This window comes from Streptococcus sp. 2018037 (assembly GCF_019754195.1).
GTDB lineage: Bacteria > Bacillota > Bacilli > Lactobacillales > Streptococcaceae > Streptococcus > Streptococcus hashimotonensis.
In genome coordinates this window covers 1-15,706 of record NZ_JAIJZQ010000035.1, presented here as the reverse complement: position 1 = coordinate 15,706, position 15,706 = coordinate 1, and the positions used below count along the sequence as shown (strand labels likewise).

29 protein-coding genes and 1 pseudogene are annotated in these 15,706 nt (G+C 40.8%); all 30 read left to right on the top strand.

Translation table 11 applies throughout. The features are described 5' to 3' along the window. Positions 1–108: pseudogene (locus K5Q29_RS09885) on the top strand (IS30 family transposase); the annotation flags it as partial. Between the two features lie 231 nt (positions 109–339). Continuing rightward, positions 340–648, top strand: coding sequence for a 30S ribosomal protein S10 (rpsJ, locus tag K5Q29_RS09880; RefSeq protein ID WP_002939332.1), 309 nt, complete (start codon positions 340–342; stop codon positions 646–648). 96 nt (positions 649–744) lie between these two features. Then, on the top strand, positions 745–1,371 hold the full coding sequence (rplC, locus tag K5Q29_RS09875) for a 50S ribosomal protein L3 (RefSeq protein ID WP_011921686.1): 627 nt from the start codon (positions 745–747) through the stop codon (positions 1,369–1,371). A 24-nt stretch (positions 1,372–1,395) separates the two neighbouring features. Then, the gene (gene rplD / locus K5Q29_RS09870) at positions 1,396–2,019 is read left to right on the top strand and encodes a 50S ribosomal protein L4 (protein WP_004195490.1); all 624 of its coding nucleotides are present in this window, start codon (positions 1,396–1,398) and stop codon (positions 2,017–2,019) included. Beyond that, a complete protein-coding gene (locus tag K5Q29_RS09865; RefSeq protein ID WP_004195491.1) occupies positions 2,019–2,318 on the top strand; it encodes a 50S ribosomal protein L23 in 300 nt (99 codons plus the stop codon). The genes rplD and K5Q29_RS09865 overlap by 1 nt, the downstream gene beginning before the upstream one ends. 17 nt (positions 2,319–2,335) lie before the next feature. Then, positions 2,336–3,169, top strand: coding sequence for a 50S ribosomal protein L2 (rplB, locus tag K5Q29_RS09860; protein ID WP_024399981.1), 834 nt, complete (start codon positions 2,336–2,338; stop codon positions 3,167–3,169). A 104-nt stretch (positions 3,170–3,273) separates the two neighbouring features. Continuing rightward, a complete protein-coding gene (gene rpsS / locus K5Q29_RS09855) occupies positions 3,274–3,555 on the top strand; it encodes a 30S ribosomal protein S19 (RefSeq protein WP_000533766.1) in 282 nt (93 codons plus the stop codon). 17 nt (positions 3,556–3,572) lie between these two features. Next, a complete protein-coding gene (rplV, locus tag K5Q29_RS09850) occupies positions 3,573–3,917 on the top strand; it encodes a 50S ribosomal protein L22 (RefSeq protein WP_002936662.1) in 345 nt (114 codons plus the stop codon). A gap of 12 nt (positions 3,918–3,929) precedes the next feature. Further along, positions 3,930–4,583, top strand: coding sequence for a 30S ribosomal protein S3 (gene rpsC / locus K5Q29_RS09845; protein WP_002936661.1), 654 nt, complete (start codon positions 3,930–3,932; stop codon positions 4,581–4,583). Positions 4,584–4,586: 3 nt separating this feature from the next. Further along, complete coding sequence (gene rplP, locus K5Q29_RS09840) at positions 4,587–5,000, top strand: 50S ribosomal protein L16 (RefSeq protein ID WP_002936660.1); 414 nt, start codon at positions 4,587–4,589, stop codon at positions 4,998–5,000. A gap of 9 nt (positions 5,001–5,009) precedes the next feature. Continuing rightward, a complete protein-coding gene (rpmC, locus tag K5Q29_RS09835; protein WP_002936659.1) occupies positions 5,010–5,216 on the top strand; it encodes a 50S ribosomal protein L29 in 207 nt (68 codons plus the stop codon). Positions 5,217–5,239: 23 nt separating this feature from the next. After that, positions 5,240–5,500 (top strand): 30S ribosomal protein S17, encoded by a 261-nt coding sequence (rpsQ, locus tag K5Q29_RS09830; RefSeq protein ID WP_000440801.1) that lies wholly within the window; start codon positions 5,240–5,242, stop codon positions 5,498–5,500. 24 nt (positions 5,501–5,524) lie between these two features. Then, positions 5,525–5,893, top strand: coding sequence for a 50S ribosomal protein L14 (gene rplN, locus K5Q29_RS09825; RefSeq protein WP_002936658.1), 369 nt, complete (start codon positions 5,525–5,527; stop codon positions 5,891–5,893). Positions 5,894–6,075: 182 nt separating this feature from the next. Next, entirely contained in the window at positions 6,076–6,381 is a 306-nt protein-coding gene (gene rplX, locus K5Q29_RS09820) for a 50S ribosomal protein L24 (protein ID WP_002936656.1), read from the top strand. A gap of 23 nt (positions 6,382–6,404) precedes the next feature. Then, positions 6,405–6,947, top strand: coding sequence for a 50S ribosomal protein L5 (gene rplE / locus K5Q29_RS09815; protein ID WP_002936653.1), 543 nt, complete (start codon positions 6,405–6,407; stop codon positions 6,945–6,947). 14 nt (positions 6,948–6,961) lie between these two features. After that, positions 6,962–7,147 carry a type Z 30S ribosomal protein S14 gene (locus K5Q29_RS09810; RefSeq protein ID WP_002936651.1) on the top strand — a complete coding sequence of 62 codons (186 nt, stop codon included), beginning with the start codon at positions 6,962–6,964 and terminating at the stop codon, positions 7,145–7,147. A 360-nt stretch (positions 7,148–7,507) separates the two neighbouring features. Further along, on the top strand, positions 7,508–7,906 hold the full coding sequence (gene rpsH / locus K5Q29_RS09805) for a 30S ribosomal protein S8 (RefSeq protein ID WP_002936647.1): 399 nt from the start codon (positions 7,508–7,510) through the stop codon (positions 7,904–7,906). Positions 7,907–8,222: 316 nt separating this feature from the next. After that, positions 8,223–8,759: a 50S ribosomal protein L6 gene (rplF, locus tag K5Q29_RS09800; RefSeq protein WP_004195502.1), complete on the top strand. Its 537-nt coding sequence runs from the start codon at positions 8,223–8,225 to the stop codon at positions 8,757–8,759. A gap of 88 nt (positions 8,760–8,847) precedes the next feature. Next, a complete protein-coding gene (gene rplR, locus K5Q29_RS09795; RefSeq protein ID WP_002936641.1) occupies positions 8,848–9,204 on the top strand; it encodes a 50S ribosomal protein L18 in 357 nt (118 codons plus the stop codon). 18 nt (positions 9,205–9,222) lie between these two features. Beyond that, entirely contained in the window at positions 9,223–9,717 is a 495-nt protein-coding gene (gene rpsE / locus K5Q29_RS09790; protein WP_002936639.1) for a 30S ribosomal protein S5, read from the top strand. A 14-nt stretch (positions 9,718–9,731) separates the two neighbouring features. Next, entirely contained in the window at positions 9,732–9,914 is a 183-nt protein-coding gene (gene rpmD / locus K5Q29_RS09785; protein ID WP_002936638.1) for a 50S ribosomal protein L30, read from the top strand. A 135-nt stretch (positions 9,915–10,049) separates the two neighbouring features. After that, positions 10,050–10,490, top strand: coding sequence for a 50S ribosomal protein L15 (rplO, locus tag K5Q29_RS09780; protein WP_105139629.1), 441 nt, complete (start codon positions 10,050–10,052; stop codon positions 10,488–10,490). Between the two features lie 13 nt (positions 10,491–10,503). Beyond that, a complete protein-coding gene (gene secY / locus K5Q29_RS09775) occupies positions 10,504–11,814 on the top strand; it encodes a preprotein translocase subunit SecY (protein WP_024415620.1) in 1,311 nt (436 codons plus the stop codon). A gap of 93 nt (positions 11,815–11,907) precedes the next feature. After that, positions 11,908–12,549, top strand: coding sequence for an adenylate kinase (locus tag K5Q29_RS09770; RefSeq protein ID WP_105139628.1), 642 nt, complete (start codon positions 11,908–11,910; stop codon positions 12,547–12,549). Positions 12,550–12,670: 121 nt separating this feature from the next. Further along, positions 12,671–12,889 (top strand): translation initiation factor IF-1, encoded by a 219-nt coding sequence (gene infA, locus K5Q29_RS09765; protein WP_002936627.1) that lies wholly within the window; start codon positions 12,671–12,673, stop codon positions 12,887–12,889. 24 nt (positions 12,890–12,913) lie between these two features. After that, complete coding sequence (gene rpmJ / locus K5Q29_RS09760; protein ID WP_001808836.1) at positions 12,914–13,030, top strand: 50S ribosomal protein L36; 117 nt, start codon at positions 12,914–12,916, stop codon at positions 13,028–13,030. Positions 13,031–13,049: 19 nt separating this feature from the next. After that, complete coding sequence (gene rpsM / locus K5Q29_RS09755; protein WP_002936622.1) at positions 13,050–13,415, top strand: 30S ribosomal protein S13; 366 nt, start codon at positions 13,050–13,052, stop codon at positions 13,413–13,415. A gap of 17 nt (positions 13,416–13,432) precedes the next feature. Continuing rightward, positions 13,433–13,816, top strand: a complete 384-nt coding sequence (rpsK, locus tag K5Q29_RS09750) for a 30S ribosomal protein S11 (protein ID WP_004195509.1) — start codon at positions 13,433–13,435, stop codon at positions 13,814–13,816. Positions 13,817–13,860: 44 nt separating this feature from the next. Next, positions 13,861–14,799 carry a DNA-directed RNA polymerase subunit alpha gene (locus K5Q29_RS09745; protein ID WP_004195512.1) on the top strand — a complete coding sequence of 313 codons (939 nt, stop codon included), beginning with the start codon at positions 13,861–13,863 and terminating at the stop codon, positions 14,797–14,799. 14 nt (positions 14,800–14,813) lie between these two features. Then, complete coding sequence (rplQ, locus tag K5Q29_RS09740) at positions 14,814–15,200, top strand: 50S ribosomal protein L17 (RefSeq protein ID WP_024532345.1); 387 nt, start codon at positions 14,814–14,816, stop codon at positions 15,198–15,200. The last annotated feature ends 506 nt before the right edge of the window (positions 15,201–15,706 follow it).

Below are 15,706 nucleotides of genomic sequence, written 5' to 3'. Positions count from 1 at the left end.
AAGAAAACGACTCCGAAAGAAGTAGCTTTTATCGAAAATTGGATTAACAACTACCCTAAAAAATGCTTGGACTACAAGTCGCCAAGTGAATTTCTTTTGGGTGGCTAACTTCAACTTGAAATTTGGGCTGAAATAAAAGTTTTGGGATTTTTTGAATTTTTGAGTAAAAACTCTTGCAATGACAAGTAGAATCTGGTAGAATGTTCTAGTGCCGTAAAAATTACGGCTGTAGCTTTGATGCAAGAGGTTGTGACACGCTCGGTTGCATTGCCACGCGACTCGTGTTGGTTTTCTTGTGGAGCTAGCCTATTATGTTAAATAGACGAAAAGGAGAAAAAGATGGCAAACAAAAAAATCCGCATCCGCTTGAAAGCGTACGAACACCGTACACTTGATACAGCAGCTGCAAAAATCGTTGAAACTGCAACACGTACAGGTGCTCAAGTAGCAGGCCCAGTTCCACTTCCAACAGAACGTAGCCTCTACACAATCATCCGTGCGACTCACAAGTATAAAGACTCTCGTGAGCAGTTCGAAATGCGTACACACAAACGTTTGATCGACATCATCAACCCAACTCAAAAAACAGTTGATGCGTTGATGAAATTGGATCTTCCAAGTGGTGTAAACGTAGAAATCAAATTGTAATCAAGTTGCGAGCAAAACTCAGAATCTTGATTTGAGCATGAAAAACGCTCGTTAAAAACTTTTTAACTATAAAATAAGAAAAGGAATATTTTTCTCATGACAAAAGGAATCTTAGGGAAAAAAGTGGGAATGACTCAAATCTTCACTGAATCTGGTGAATTTATCCCTGTTACTGTCATCGAAGCAACTCCAAACGTTGTTCTTCAAGTGAAAACAGTTGAAACTGATGGTTATGCAGCAGTTCAAGTTGGTTTTGATGACAAACGTGAAGTATTGAGCAACAAACCTGCCAAAGGCCATGTAGCTAAAGCTAACACAGCTCCTAAGCGCTTCATTCGTGAATTCAAAAACATTGAAGGCTTGGAAGTTGGACAAGAAATTACAGTTGAAACTTTCGCAGCTGGTGATGTTGTTGATGTAACTGGTACATCTAAAGGTAAAGGTTTCCAAGGTGTTATCAAACGCCATGGTCAATCACGTGGTCCTATGGCTCACGGTTCTCGTTACCACCGTCGTCCAGGTTCTATGGGTCCTGTTGCACCTAACCGTGTATTCAAAGGTAAAAACCTTGCAGGTCGCATGGGCGGCAACCGTGTAACAATTCAAAACCTTGAAGTTGTACAAGTTGTTCCAGAAAAGAACGTTATCCTTATCAAAGGTAACGTACCAGGTGCTAAGAAATCTCTTATCACTATCAAGTCAGCAGTTAAAGCTGGTAAATAATAAGGAAAGGGGAAATCAGTCGAAATGGCAAACGTAACATTATTTGACCAAACTGGTAAACAAGCTGGTGAAGTAGTTCTTAACGATGCGATCTTTGGTATCGAGCCAAACCAAGCGGTTGTATTTGATGTGATCATCAGCCAACGTGCTAGCCTTCGTCAAGGTACTCACGCAGTTAAAAACCGTTCAGCAGTCTCAGGTGGCGGACGCAAACCATGGCGTCAAAAAGGAACTGGACGTGCTCGTCAAGGTTCTATCCGTTCACCACAATGGCGTGGCGGTGGCGTAGTCTTCGGACCAACTCCACGTTCATACGCGTACAAACTTCCACAAAAAGTTCGTCGCTTGGCACTTAAATCTGTTTACTCAGAAAAAGTTGCTGAAAACAAATTTGTAGCTGTTAACTCACTTGAATTCACAGCTCCAAAAACTGCTGAATTTGCAAAAGTACTTGCAGCATTGAGCATTGATTCTAAAGTCCTTGTTATTCTTGAAGAAGGCAACGAATTCGCAGCTCTTTCTGCTCGTAACATCCCAGGAGTTAAAGTTGCAACTGCAACAACTGCAAGCGTACTTGACATCGCAAATGCAGACAAACTTCTTGTAACTCAAGCAGCTATCTCTAAAATTGAGGAGGTTCTTGCATAATGAATTTGTATGATGTTATCAAAAAACCTGTCATCACAGAAAGCTCAATGGGCCAACTCGAAGCAGGCAAGTATGTATTTGAAGTTGACACTCGTGCGCACAAACTCTTGATCAAGCAAGCTGTTGAAGCTGCATTCGAGGGTGTTAAAGTTGCAAATGTTAACACAATCAACGTGAAACCTAAAACAAAACGCGTAGGTCGTTATGTAGGTCGCACAAACAAAGTGAAAAAAGCAATCATCACATTGGCTGCTGATTCAAAAGCGATCGAATTGTTCGCTACAGCTGACGCTGAATAATCAAAGGAGGAATTAACGTGGGTATTAAAGTTTATAAACCAACGACAAATGGCCGTCGTAACATGACTTCTTTGGACTTCGCTGAAATCACAACAAGCACTCCAGAAAAAAGCTTGCTTGTTGCTTTGAAGAGCAAAGCTGGTCGTAACAACAACGGTCGCATCACTGTTCGTCACCAAGGTGGCGGTCACAAACGTTTCTACCGTTTGGTAGACTTCAAACGTAACAAAGATGGCGTTGAAGCAATCGTTAAAACTATCGAGTACGATCCAAACCGTTCAGCAAACATCGCTCTTGTACACTACACAGACGGTGTTAAAGCTTACATCATTGCTCCTAAAGGTCTTGAAGTTGGTCAACGCATCATTTCAGGCCCAGAAGCAGATATCAAAGTTGGTAACGCACTTCCACTTGCAAACATCCCAGTCGGTACTGTTGTTCACAACATCGAGTTGAAACCAGGTCGCGGTGGTGAGTTGGTTCGTGCTGCTGGTGCATCTGCACAGGTTCTTGGTCAAGAAGGTAAATACGTTCTTGTTCGCCTTCAATCAGGTGAAGTTCGTATGATCCTTGGTACTTGCCGTGCTACTGTTGGTACTGTAGGTAACGAACAACATGGCCTTGTTAACCTTGGTAAAGCAGGTCGTAGCCGTTGGAAAGGTATCCGTCCAACAGTTCGCGGTTCTGTAATGAACCCTAACGATCACCCACACGGTGGTGGTGAAGGTAAAGCGCCAGTTGGTCGTAAAGCGCCATCTACACCATGGGGTAAACCAGCTCTTGGTTTGAAAACTCGTAACAAGAAAGCTAAATCTGACAAACTTATCGTTCGTCGTCGCAACCAAAAATAATCTATTCTTAGTTGCTTAGCATTCTATATCATCCGCCAACTCGGTAGTCCGCTATTTTGCGGACAAGCCGCTGTGGTACATATTTTAAAGGAGAACACACTAAAATGGGACGTAGTCTTAAAAAAGGACCTTTCGTCGATGAGCATTTGATGAAAAAAGTTGAAGCTCAAGCAAACGACGAAAAGAAAAAAGTAATTAAAACTTGGTCACGTCGTTCAACGATCTTCCCAAGTTTCATCGGTTATACAATCGCAGTTTACGATGGACGTAAACACGTACCTGTATACATTCAAGAAGACATGGTAGGTCACAAACTTGGTGAATTTGCACCAACTCGTACTTACAAAGGTCATGCTGCTGACGACAAGAAAACTCGTCGTAAATAATTTAGGAGGAAAACACAATGGCAGAAATTACTTCAGCTAAAGCAACTGCTCGCACAGTACGTGTTTCACCTCGTAAATCACGTCTTGTCTTGGATAACATCCGTGGCAAAAGCGTAGCAGACGCAATCGCAATCTTGAAATTCACACCAAACAAAGCTGCAGGCATTATCGAGGGAGTTTTGAACTCAGCAATCGCTAACGCTGAAAACAACTTTGGTTTGGAAAAAGCTAACTTGGTAGTCAGCGAAGCATTCGCAAACGAAGGACCAACGTTGAAACGTTTCCGTCCACGTGCGAAAGGTTCTGCTTCACCAATCAACAAACGCACAGCTCACATCACTGTAGTTGTGGCAGAGAAATAAGGAGGTAAAAACGTGGGTCAAAAAGTACATCCAATTGGTATGCGTGTTGGCATCATCCGTGATTGGGATGCTAAATGGTATGCTGAAAAAGAATACGCGGATTACCTTCATGAAGATCTTGCAATCCGCAACTTTATCAAAAAAGAATTGGCTGATGCGTCAACATCAACAATCGAAATCGAACGTGCTGTAAACAAAGTTATTGTTTCTATCCACACTGCTAAACCAGGTATGGTTATCGGTAAAGCTGGTAGCAACGTTGATGCACTTCGTGCTCAATTGAACAAATTGACTGGTAAGCAAGTACACATCAACATCATCGAAATCAAACAACCTGATTTGGATGCACACCTTGTTGGTGAGTCAATCGCTCGTCAATTGGAGCAACGTGTGGCATTCCGCCGTGCTCAAAAACAAGCTATCCAACGTGCAATGCGCGCTGGTGCAAAAGGTATCAAAACACAAGTTTCTGGCCGTTTGAACGGTGCTGATATTGCCCGTGCAGAAGGCTACTCAGAAGGAACTGTTCCTCTTCATACACTTCGTGCGGATATCGACTACGCTTGGGAAGAAGCTTTGACAACTTACGGTAAACTTGGTGTTAAAGTATGGATCTACCGTGGTGAAGTTCTTCCAGCTCGTAAAAACACTAAAGGAGGTAAATAACAAATGTTAGTACCTAAACGTGTAAAACACCGTCGTGAATTCCGTGGAAAAATGCGCGGTGAAGCTAAAGGTGGAAAACAAGTAGACTTTGGTCAATACGGTCTTCAAGCAACTACTAGCTCATGGATTACAAACCGCCAAATCGAAGCTGCCCGTATCGCTATGACGCGTTACATGAAACGTGGTGGTAAAGTTTGGATCAAGATCTTCCCACACAAATCATACACTGCTAAAGCTATCGGTGTACGTATGGGTTCTGGTAAAGGTGCTCCTGAAGGTTGGGTAGCTCCAGTTAAACGCGGTAAGGTTATGTTTGAAGTAGCTGGCGTTTCTGAAGAAATCGCTCGCGAAGCATTCCGCCTTGCTGGTCACAAATTGCCAGTTAAAGTTAAATTCGTAAAACGTGAAGCAGAATAAGGAGAAGACATGAAACTTCAAGAAATTAAAGATTTTGTAAAAGAACTTCGTGGCCTTTCTCAAGAAGAACTTGCTAAGAAAGAAAACGAATTGAAGAAAGAACTCTTCGAACTTCGTTTCCAAGCTGCTGCTGGTCAACTTGAGCAAACTGCTCGTTTGAACGAAGTGAAGAAACAAATTGCACGTATCAAAACTGTGCAATCTGAAACTAAATAATAGATTGGGAAAGGAGAATTTCAATGGAACGCAATAATCGTAAAGTTCTTGTTGGACGCGTAGTATCTGACAAAATGGACAAAACAATCACAGTTGTAGTTGAAACTAAACGTAACCACCCAGTCTATGGTAAACGTATTAACTACTCTAAAAAGTACAAAGCTCATGATGAAAACAATGTTGCTAAAGAAGGCGATATCGTTCGTATCATGGAAACTCGCCCACTTTCAGCTACAAAACGTTTCCGTCTTGTAGAAGTTGTGGAAGAGGCAGTTATCATTTAATCAACCTGAAAGGAGAAAATTGACATGATTCAAACAGAAACTCGTTTGAAAGTTGCTGACAACAGTGGCGCACGTGAAATCTTGACAATCAAAGTTCTTGGTGGTTCAGGACGTAAATTCGCGAACATCGGCGACATCATCGTTGCTTCAGTAAAACAAGCTACTCCTGGTGGTGCGGTTAAAAAAGGTGACGTTGTTAAAGCCGTTATCGTTCGTACTAAGACAGGTGCTCGTCGTGCTGATGGTTCATACATCAAATTCGATGAGAATGCTGCAGTTATCATCCGTGAAGATAAAAACCCTCGCGGAACTCGTATCTTTGGCCCAGTGGCACGCGAATTGCGTGATGGCGGTTTCATGAAAATCGTTTCATTGGCACCAGAAGTACTTTAATCAGATAGTTTTAGGGAATTTGTTACAGACTAGGCAGTTTGTTGTAGATAGTACTTGGGTACATCAAAACAAACTAACGAAGTCTGTGATGGATTTAGTAAACTAGAAAACAAACTAAGTCCCCTGGTTAAATTACTAACCAGGGTGCCCATTAGGGCGTAAGAAATCATAGGAGAAATCAAATGTTTGTAAAAAAAGGCGATAAAGTTCGCGTAATCGCTGGTAAAGACAAAGGCGTTGAAGCAGTTGTCGTAACAGCACTTCCAAAAGTAAACAAAGTTATTGTTGAAGGTGTTAACATCGTTAAGAAACACCAAAAACCAAACAGCGAAAACCCTCAAGGCGCTATCGTTGAAAAAGAAGCTCCAATCCATGTGTCAAATGTTCAAGTTCTTGACAAAAATGGTGTTGCAGGACGCGTTGGTTACAAGTTTGTAGACGGCAAAAAAGTTCGCTACAACAAAAAATCAGGCGAAGTGCTTGATTAATCACGAAGGAAAGGAGAAGTATAATGGCAAATCGTTTAAAAGAAAAATATCTTAATGAAGTAGTTCCTGCTTTGACTGAACAATTTAACTATTCTTCAGTTATGGCTGTGCCAAAAGTTGATAAGATCGTTTTGAACATGGGTGTTGGTGACGCTGTTTCTAACGCTAAAAACCTTGAGAAAGCTGCTCAAGAATTGGCTTTGATCTCAGGTCAAAAACCACTTATCACTAAAGCTAAGAAATCAATCGCCGGCTTCCGTCTTCGTGAGGGTGTTGCGATCGGTGCGAAAGTAACCCTTCGTGGCGAACGTATGTATGAGTTCTTGGACAAATTGGTTACAGTTTCACTTCCACGTGTACGTGATTTCCACGGTGTACCAACTAAGTCATTTGACGGACGTGGTAACTACACACTTGGTGTGAAAGAGCAATTGATCTTCCCAGAAATCAACTTCGACGATGTTGATAAGACTCGCGGTATGGATATCGTTATCGTTACAACTGCTAACACTGACGAAGAATCACGTGCATTGCTTACTGGCCTTGGTATGCCGTTTGCAAAATAAGAGGGAGAGAATAAATGGCTAAAAAATCAATGATCGCTAAGAACAAACGCCCAGCTAAGTTCTCTACACAAGCTTACACACGCTGTGAAAAATGTGGACGTCCACACTCAGTTTACCGCAAATTCAAATTGTGCCGTGTATGCTTCCGCGACTTGGCTTACCTTGGACAAATTCCTGGCGTAACAAAAGCTTCTTGGTAAGATAAGATGTGAGAGCGTTTAGCAACCAACGCAAAGATAGGAGATTTGACGATGAAGTTTACTTCTAGGAAAATCTATCTTCTTTGCTAAGGTTGTAGCTCGAACTCAATTGTATAAATAAACCCGATACAAAGTTTGCTTGTCAATTTGAACACGGGCGAAAGCCTGTGTGAAAAAAGAGACGCAGTCGTTTCAGCCTTGGCTGAATTACGAATGTGGCTACCATTAGGTGCAAACTTTCCTAGAAACATGGTTTCTTCGTCAAGTTTTCTATTTTCACTTTGGCTTTTAGCGCCCTTTGTATCATGAATTAACTAGCAAGTGATCTAATCAAACTGCTAGTAAGAGGAGAAACAACAAATGGTTATGACTGACCCAATTGCAGATTTTTTGACACGTATTCGTAACGCTAACCAAGCAAAACACGAAGTGCTTGAAGTTCCTGCATCAAACATCAAAAAAGGTATTGCTACAATCCTTAAAAACGAAGGTTTTGTGAAAAACGTTGAATTCATCGAAGATGACAAACAAGGCATCATCCGTGTATTCTTGAAATACGGACCAAACGGTGAAAAAGTTATCACTAACTTGAAACGCGTTTCAAAACCAGGTCTTCGTGTTTACTCAAAACGTGAAGATATTCCAAAAGTTCTTAACGGACTTGGTATCGCAATCATCTCAACATCAGAAGGTCTTTTGACTGACAAACAAGCTCGTCAAAAGAACGTTGGTGGTGAGGTTATCGCATACGTTTGGTAATCTTTTAGCTTCCAATTTCGTCATGTGCCTGTGTTAGAGCGTCTTGGCATACTCGAGTATAGCCTGCGTCGCTCTACCTTGCCACATTTAGAAATTGAAACCTAAAAGCATGATTGCTTCTCAAATGCGATCATGAAACCTGCTCATTCGAACACGGGCTAAAGTCTGTGTAAAAAAGACAATCCTTCCTCGAAGCTTAGGCTTCTGCGTCAAGATTCCTATTTTTACTTTGACTTCTTAACGCCCTCTGTATCATGAGCCCCCGTGAAAACTAGTCGCTTGACGGCTTGATAATTTAACAGGAGAATTAAAAAATATGTCACGTATTGGTAATAAAGTAATTACATTGCCTGCTGGTGTTGAGCTTGCTCAAAACAACGGCGTGGTAACTGTAAAAGGACCTAAAGGGGAATTGACTCGTGAATTCCCAACTGCTATTGAAATCCGTGTGGAAGGTGCAGAAGTAACTCTTCACCGTCCAAACGATTCAAAAGAAATGAAGACTATTCACGGTACTAGCCGTGCTAACCTCAACAACATGGTTGTTGGTGTTTCTGAAGGCTTCAAAAAAGAACTTGAAATGCGTGGTGTCGGTTACCGTGCTCAATTGGCTGGTAACAAATTGACACTTGCTGTTGGTAAATCACATCCAGATGAAGTGGTTGCACCAGAAGGTATCACATTTGAAGTTCCAACACCAACACAAATCGTCGTGTCTGGTATCAACAAAGAAGTTGTTGGTCAAACAGCAGCTTACATCCGTAGCCTTCGCGCTCCTGAGCCATACAAAGGTAAAGGTATTCGCTACGTTGGTGAATTCGTTCGCCGTAAAGAAGGTAAAACAGGTAAATAATAGCTTGCTGAGGTGGCTTAGCCACCTGGCTGACTATTTCTCAAATTGTTTCGTAAGAAACAGAATCATACATTAAGAGGTGAATATTGTGATTTCAAAACCAGATAAAAACAAAATCCGCCAAAAACGCCACCGTCGCGTTCGCGGTAAAATCTCTGGAACTGCTGCTCGCCCACGTTTGAACATTTTCCGTTCTAATACAGGCATCTACGCTCAAGTGATTGATGACGTAGCGGGTGTAACGCTCGCAAGCGCTTCTACTCTTGATAAAGAAGTTTCAAAAGGTACTAAGACAGAACAAGCTGTTGTTGTAGGTAAACTCGTTGCTGAACGCGCGGTAGCTAAAGGTATTTCTGAAGTGGTCTTTGACCGCGGTGGATATCTCTATCACGGACGTGTGAAAGCTTTGGCTGAATCAGCTCGTGAAAACGGATTGAAATTCTAATAGGGAGGACACTAAGAAATGGCATTCAAAGATAACGCAGTTGAAATTGAAGAACGCGTAGTAGCCATCAACCGTGTTACAAAAGTTGTTAAAGGTGGACGTCGTCTTCGTTTTGCAGCTCTTGTGGTTGTTGGTGACCGTAACGGTCGCGTAGGTTTCGGTACTGGTAAAGCTCAAGAAGTACCAGAAGCTATCCGTAAAGCAGTTGAATCTGCTAAGAAAAACATGATTGAAGTACCAATGGTTGGTACAACAATCCCTCACGAAGTTCGCTCAGAATTTGGCGGCGCTCGTGTATTGTTGAAACCTGCTTCAGAAGGTTCTGGGGTTGCTGCCGGTGGTGCAACTCGTGCCGTAATCGAATTGGCAGGTATCGCAGATGTGACTTCTAAGTCACTTGGTTCAAACACACCAATCAACATCGTTCGCGCAACAGTTGAAGGTTTGAAACAATTGAAACGTGCTGAAGAAGTGGCTGCACTTCGTGGCATCTCAGTTTCTGATTTAGCATAAGAAAGGAGATACTCATGGCTCAAATTAAAATCACTTTGACTAAGTCTCCAATCGGTCGCAAACCAGAACAACGTAAAACAGTTGTTGCACTTGGACTTGGTAAATTGAACTCTTCAGTTGTTAAAGAAGATAACCCAGCTATTCTAGGAATGGTGAACGCTATCTCTCACTTGGTAACTGTAGAAGAAGTTAAATAATCTAACAAATAGACTAAGTCGCATAGAGAAATCTTTGCGACTTCTAGTCCATTTTACATATTTACATACAGCGAGTTTGTGGAGGAAGACTCTTGTACTTCACAGGCGCTAGCATATAAAAGAGGAGAAATAATAATGAAACTTCATGAATTACAACCTGCTACAGGTTCTCGTAAAGTCCGCAACCGTGTAGGTCGTGGTACATCATCAGGTAACGGTAAAACATCTGGCCGTGGTCAAAAAGGTCAAAAAGCTCGTAGCGGTGGCGGTGTTCGCCCAGGTTTTGAAGGTGGACAAACTCCATTGTTCCGTCGTCTTCCAAAACGTGGATTTACAAATATCAACGCTAAAGAGTACGCAATCGTTAGCCTTGATCAATTGAACGCTTTTGAAGATGGTGCAGAAGTAACACCAGTTGTGCTTATCGAAGCTGGAATCGTTAAAGCTGAAAAATCAGGAATTAAAATTCTTGGTAACGGTGAATTGACGAAGAAATTGACAGTTAAAGCTGCTAAATTCTCTAAATCAGCTGAAGAAGCAATCACTTCTAAAGGTGGCTCAGTAGAAGTCATCTAAGAGGTGGCAGCCTATGTTTTTTAAACTTTTAAAAGATGCCTTAAAGGTAAAATTGGTACGTAGTAAAATTCTATTTACTATCTTTATCCTTTTTGTCTTCCGCGTGGGAACCCACATTACAGTACCAGGAGTAAACGCAAAGAGTCTTGAGGCCTTGTCAAACCTTCCGTTCTTGAACATGTTGAGCTTGGTTTCAGGAAATGCTATGCGTAATTTCTCAGTTTTCGCACTAGGGGTTAGTCCTTATATTACAGCTTCCATCATTGTTCAACTTTTACAAATGGATATTTTACCTAAATTTGTTGAATGGGGTAAGCAAGGTGAAGTTGGTCGTCGTAAACTAAATCAAGCAACACGCTACATTTCTTTGGTACTGGCATTTGTTCAATCGATTGGTATTACAGCAGGCTTTAATGCTTTGTCCGGCGCAAAATTGACCAATATGCCATTAAATTGGCAAACATATTTGTTGATTGGATCAATTTTGACAACAGGTTCGATTATTGTAACCTGGCTGGGGGAACAAATTTCTGAAAAGGGCTATGGTAATGGTACATCAATGATTATCTTCGCGGGTATCATTTCATCACTACCAGGGACTTTTCACGAGATTTACATTGATCGCTTTGTTAATATTGAATCAAGTCGTTTGGGGGAGTCAGCAATCTTTGTTGCTGCACTCGTCGTATTAATATTCTTTGTTGTGTATTTTACAACTTTTGTACAACAAGCAGAATATAAATTACCAATTCAATATACAAAACGTGCACAAGGAGCACCTTCTAGCTCATATTTACCGCTGAAATTGAATCCAGCAGGAGTTATTCCCGTAATCTTTGCAGGCTCAATCACTGCAGTTCCAACTTCTTTGATTCAATATTTCGCAAGTCAAAATAAGAGTGCCGGGTGGTTATTGACGGTTCAGGAATACTTTGATTATTCAACTGCTAAAGGTATGATTGTATATGCAGGTTTAATTATTGCCTTTACATTCTTCTACACCTTTGTTCAAGTAAATCCTGAGAAGACTGCAGAAAGCCTTCAGAAAAGTGCAGCCTATATCCATGGAGTTCGTCCTGGTAATGGCACTGAACAGTTTTTGTCAAAATTATTGACAAGATTGGCAGTAATCGGAGCACTCTTCTTGAGTTTTGTAGCTTTGTTGCCCATCCTTGCGCAAAATCTCTTTGGGCTTTCTTCAAGCATTGCATTCCTTGGTACAAGTTTAATTATCGTAATCTCTACAAGTATCGAAGGCATCAAGCAATTAGAAGGCTACCTTCTTAAGAGAAAATATGTAGGTTTCTTAGAAATTACAGAATAGAATATAGGTTGACCTAGTCAACCTTCTATTTTGTTTTTAGATAAGTTTGTCAATAATGGCAAATTTATGTGAAAACAAAATAAGGAGTTTGTCATGAATCTTTTAATTATGGGTTTACCAGGTGCTGGTAAAGGGACACAAGCGGCCAAGATTGTTGAGAAATTCAATGTTGCTCATATTTCAACAGGAGATATGTTCCGTGCAGCAATGGCCAATCAGACTGAAATGGGTATTCTTGCCAAGTCGTACATTGATAAGGGTGACCTCGTTCCCGATGAAGTTACTAATGGCATTGTCAAAGAACGTTTGGTTCAGGATGACATCAAGGAAAAAGGCTTTTTGCTAGATGGCTATCCTCGTACGATTGAACAAGCCCATGCCTTGGATGAAAATTTGGCTGACTTAGGAATTGAGTTGCAAGGTGTTATCAATATTGAGATTGATCCTTCAAAATTGGTAGAGCGTCTCAGCGGTCGTATTATTCATAAAGAAACCGGAGAGACTTTCCACAAAGTATTCAATCCACCTGTTGAAGACTACAAAGAGGAAGACTTCTACCAACGTGAAGATGACAAGCCAGAATCTGTCAAACGTCGTTTAGAAGTCAATATCGCACAAGGACAGCCAATCATTGATCATTATCGTGCAAAAGGGCTGGTCCATGATATTGAAGGTGACCAAGACATTGACCTTGTTTTCCAAGCAATTGATACAGTACTATCAAAATTGCAATAAACTAATAGATTTGGCTTGCATTTTTTATACAAAGATGATAAAATAGCCTAGTCTGACTTATAATTGTTACCTCTGTGTTCAGAGGACATCAAATCGATATTTAGAGAGGGGTTACTTTTGCATGGCAAAAGAAGATGTGATTGAAATTGAAGGCAAAGTAGTCGATACAATGCCAAATGCTATGTTTACTGTTGAGTTGGAGAACGGACACCAAGTCCTTGCAACTGTTTCAGGTAAAATCCGTAAAAACTACATTCGTATTTTGGTCGGTGACCGCGTAACTGTTGAGCTTAGTCCATACGACTTGACACGTGGACGTATCACATACCGCTTTAAATAGTCGAAATACTTGGAGGGATTAAACATGAAAGTAAGACCATCGGTCAAACCAATTTGCGAATACTGCAAAGTTATTCGTCGTAATGGTCGTGTTATGGTGATTTGCCCAGCAAACCCTAAACACAAGCAACGTCAAGGTTAAGAAATAGAAAGGAGAAAACATGGCTCGTATTGCTGGAGTTGACATTCCAAATGACAAACGTGTAGTTATTTCATTGACTTATGTTTATGGTATCGGTCTTGCAACATCTAAAAAAATTCTTGCAGCTGCAGGTATTTCAGAAGATGTACGCGTGAAAGATTTGACATCAGATCAAGAAGATGCTATTCGTCGTGAAGTTGATGCAATCAAAGTTGAAGGTGACCTCCGTCGTGAAGTTAACTTGAACATCAAACGTTTGATGGAAATCGGTTCATACCGTGGTATCCGTCACCGTCGTGGACTTCCTGTCCGTGGACAAAACACTAAAAACAATGCCCGCACTCGTAAAGGTAAAGCTGTTGCGATTGCAGGTAAGAAAAAATAATATAGGAGGTAGAAAAATTGGCTAAACCAACACGTAAACGTCGTGTGAAAAAGAATATCGAATCTGGTATTGCTCATATTCACGCTACATTTAATAACACTATTGTTATGATTACTGATGTGCATGGTAACGCTATTGCTTGGTCATCAGCTGGTGCTCTTGGTTTCAAAGGTTCTCGTAAATCTACACCATTCGCAGCCCAAATGGCTTCAGAAGCAGCTGCTAAATCTGCACAAGAACACGGTCTTAAAACAGTTGAAGTTACCGTTAAAGGCCCAGGTTCAGGTCGTGAGTCTGCTATCCGCGCTCTTGCTGCCGCTGGTCTTGAAGTAACAGCAATTCGTGATGTGACTCCTGTACCACACAATGGTGCTCGTCCTCCAAAACGTCGCCGTGTATAATCATACATTCCATACACAGCTTTTCGTTTAAGAGGGAGTAAGAAATGATTGAGTTTGAAAAACCAACAATAACAAAAATTGATGAAAATAAAGATTACGGCAGATTTGTGATCGAACCATTAGAACGTGGTTACGGTACAACTCTTGGTAACTCTCTTCGTCGTGTACTTCTTGCCTCACTTCCAGGTGCTGCAGTAACATCAATTAAAATTGATGGTGTACTCCACGAATTCGACACAGTTCCAGGTGTTCGTGAAGATGTTATGCAAATTATTCTTAACATCAAAGGCATTGCTGTAAAATCTTATGTCGAAGACGAAAAGAAAATTGAACTTGATGTAGTAGGTCCAGCTGAAGTAACAGCAGGAGACATTCTTACAGATAGTGACATTGAAATTGTAAACCCTGACCATTATCTCTTTACCATTGCTGATGGTGCCACTTTTAAAGCTGTTTTGACTGTCAATTCAGGTCGTGGTTATGTACCAGCTGAGGGTAATAAGAAAGATGATGCACCAGTGGGAACACTTGCTGTAGATTCTATCTATACGCCAGTGAAGAAAGTCAATTATCAAGTTGAACCAGCTCGTGTTGGTAGCAACGATGGTTTTGACAAATTAACACTTGAAATCAACACAAATGGCACCATTATTCCAGAAGATGCTTTAGGTCTTTCTGCACGTATTTTGATGGAGCACTTAGGTCTCTTCACTGACTTGACTGAAGTTGCAAAATCTGCAGAAGTGATGAAAGAAGCTGAAGTGGCTTCAGATGATCGTATGCTTGATCGTACGATTGAAGAATTGGATCTATCTGTTCGCTCATATAACTGTCTGAAACGTGCAGGCATTAACACTGTATTCGACTTGACAGAGAAAACTGAGCCAGAAATGATGAAAGTGCGCAATCTTGGTCGCAAGAGTCTTGAAGAAGTTAAAGTTAAATTGGCTGATCTTGGTCTAGGATTGAAAAAAGATAAATAATATAGGAGGAAATCATGGCATACCGTAAACTAGGACGCACTAGCTCACAACGTAAAGCAATGTTGCGCGATTTGACAACTGACCTTTTGATCAACGAATCAATCGTTACAACTGAAGCTCGTGCTAAAGAAATCCGTAAAACAGTTGAAAAAATGATCACACTTGGTAAACGTGGTGATTTGCACGCACGTCGTCAAGCAGCAGCATTTGTTCGTAACGAAATTGCATCTGAAAACTATGATGAAGCAACTGATAAGTACACTGCTACTACAGCACTTCAAAAATTGTTCTCTGAAATTGCACCTCGTTATGCAGAACGTAATGGTGGATATACTCGTATCCTCAAAACTGAACCACGTCGTGGTGATGCTGCACCAATGGCAATTATCGAACTTGTATAAGATCATCAATTTTGTTGAGTGTTATGATGATGGAATCCTATTCTGATTCTTAGTCTAGCTCTGGTCTACCGCTGAGCTTGTCTCAGCGGTAACACTCATCATGTTGATTGGACGCTTGTTTACGAAATTACTCTAAGATAGAATAATTTCGTAAGCAGGCGTTTTTATTAGATGATACATATCAGAAACAGATCATTTACAAGAAAAACGAATCAATAGTTATTTATCACAATCTTAGAAATATACAAATATAGTTTTAAACAGCTAGACCTTTAGACATAGCTATGGTTCTTTCAAGCCATACTGGTAGTGGAACTAAGAAATGAGGAACCAAAAACCAATATAATAACTCCCTTCTGGAGCAGAAAGCAATGTTTGCCATAGAGTATCAATAGCAAATGTACTTTAAAAAAAGAAAAATCAAATAAAGTATGAAGCTAGACAAAAATGTCCTGTAGAAAGGCAGCACTTTTCGATAAACTTAAACCATCAACAAAAGGAGATTA

Bases quoted from the DNA above. Each gene is read 5' to 3' on its own strand.
- rpsJ (WP_002939332.1), top strand. From the start codon at position 340: ATGGCAAACAAAAAAATCCGCATCCGCTTGAAAGCGTACGAACACCGT.
- rplC (WP_011921686.1), top strand. From the start codon at position 745: ATGACAAAAGGAATCTTAGGGAAAAAAGTGGGAATGACTCAAATCTTC.
- rplD (WP_004195490.1), top strand. From the start codon at position 1,396: ATGGCAAACGTAACATTATTTGACCAAACTGGTAAACAAGCTGGTGAA.
- K5Q29_RS09865 (WP_004195491.1), top strand. From the start codon at position 2,019: ATGAATTTGTATGATGTTATCAAAAAACCTGTCATCACAGAAAGCTCA.
- rpsS (WP_000533766.1), top strand. From the start codon at position 3,274: ATGGGACGTAGTCTTAAAAAAGGACCTTTCGTCGATGAGCATTTGATG.
- rplV (WP_002936662.1), top strand. From the start codon at position 3,573: ATGGCAGAAATTACTTCAGCTAAAGCAACTGCTCGCACAGTACGTGTT.
- rplP (WP_002936660.1), top strand. From the start codon at position 4,587: ATGTTAGTACCTAAACGTGTAAAACACCGTCGTGAATTCCGTGGAAAA.
- rpmC (WP_002936659.1), top strand. From the start codon at position 5,010: ATGAAACTTCAAGAAATTAAAGATTTTGTAAAAGAACTTCGTGGCCTT.
- rpsQ (WP_000440801.1), top strand. From the start codon at position 5,240: ATGGAACGCAATAATCGTAAAGTTCTTGTTGGACGCGTAGTATCTGAC.
- rplN (WP_002936658.1), top strand. From the start codon at position 5,525: ATGATTCAAACAGAAACTCGTTTGAAAGTTGCTGACAACAGTGGCGCA.
- rplX (WP_002936656.1), top strand. From the start codon at position 6,076: ATGTTTGTAAAAAAAGGCGATAAAGTTCGCGTAATCGCTGGTAAAGAC.
- rplE (WP_002936653.1), top strand. From the start codon at position 6,405: ATGGCAAATCGTTTAAAAGAAAAATATCTTAATGAAGTAGTTCCTGCT.
- K5Q29_RS09810 (WP_002936651.1), top strand. From the start codon at position 6,962: ATGGCTAAAAAATCAATGATCGCTAAGAACAAACGCCCAGCTAAGTTC.
- rpsH (WP_002936647.1), top strand. From the start codon at position 7,508: ATGGTTATGACTGACCCAATTGCAGATTTTTTGACACGTATTCGTAAC.
- rplF (WP_004195502.1), top strand. From the start codon at position 8,223: ATGTCACGTATTGGTAATAAAGTAATTACATTGCCTGCTGGTGTTGAG.
- rpsE (WP_002936639.1), top strand. From the start codon at position 9,223: ATGGCATTCAAAGATAACGCAGTTGAAATTGAAGAACGCGTAGTAGCC.
- rpmD (WP_002936638.1), top strand. From the start codon at position 9,732: ATGGCTCAAATTAAAATCACTTTGACTAAGTCTCCAATCGGTCGCAAA.
- rplO (WP_105139629.1), top strand. From the start codon at position 10,050: ATGAAACTTCATGAATTACAACCTGCTACAGGTTCTCGTAAAGTCCGC.
- secY (WP_024415620.1), top strand. From the start codon at position 10,504: ATGTTTTTTAAACTTTTAAAAGATGCCTTAAAGGTAAAATTGGTACGT.
- K5Q29_RS09770 (WP_105139628.1), top strand. From the start codon at position 11,908: ATGAATCTTTTAATTATGGGTTTACCAGGTGCTGGTAAAGGGACACAA.
- infA (WP_002936627.1), top strand. From the start codon at position 12,671: ATGGCAAAAGAAGATGTGATTGAAATTGAAGGCAAAGTAGTCGATACA.
- rpmJ (WP_001808836.1), top strand. From the start codon at position 12,914: ATGAAAGTAAGACCATCGGTCAAACCAATTTGCGAATACTGCAAAGTT.
- rpsM (WP_002936622.1), top strand. From the start codon at position 13,050: ATGGCTCGTATTGCTGGAGTTGACATTCCAAATGACAAACGTGTAGTT.
- K5Q29_RS09745 (WP_004195512.1), top strand. From the start codon at position 13,861: ATGATTGAGTTTGAAAAACCAACAATAACAAAAATTGATGAAAATAAA.
- rplQ (WP_024532345.1), top strand. From the start codon at position 14,814: ATGGCATACCGTAAACTAGGACGCACTAGCTCACAACGTAAAGCAATG.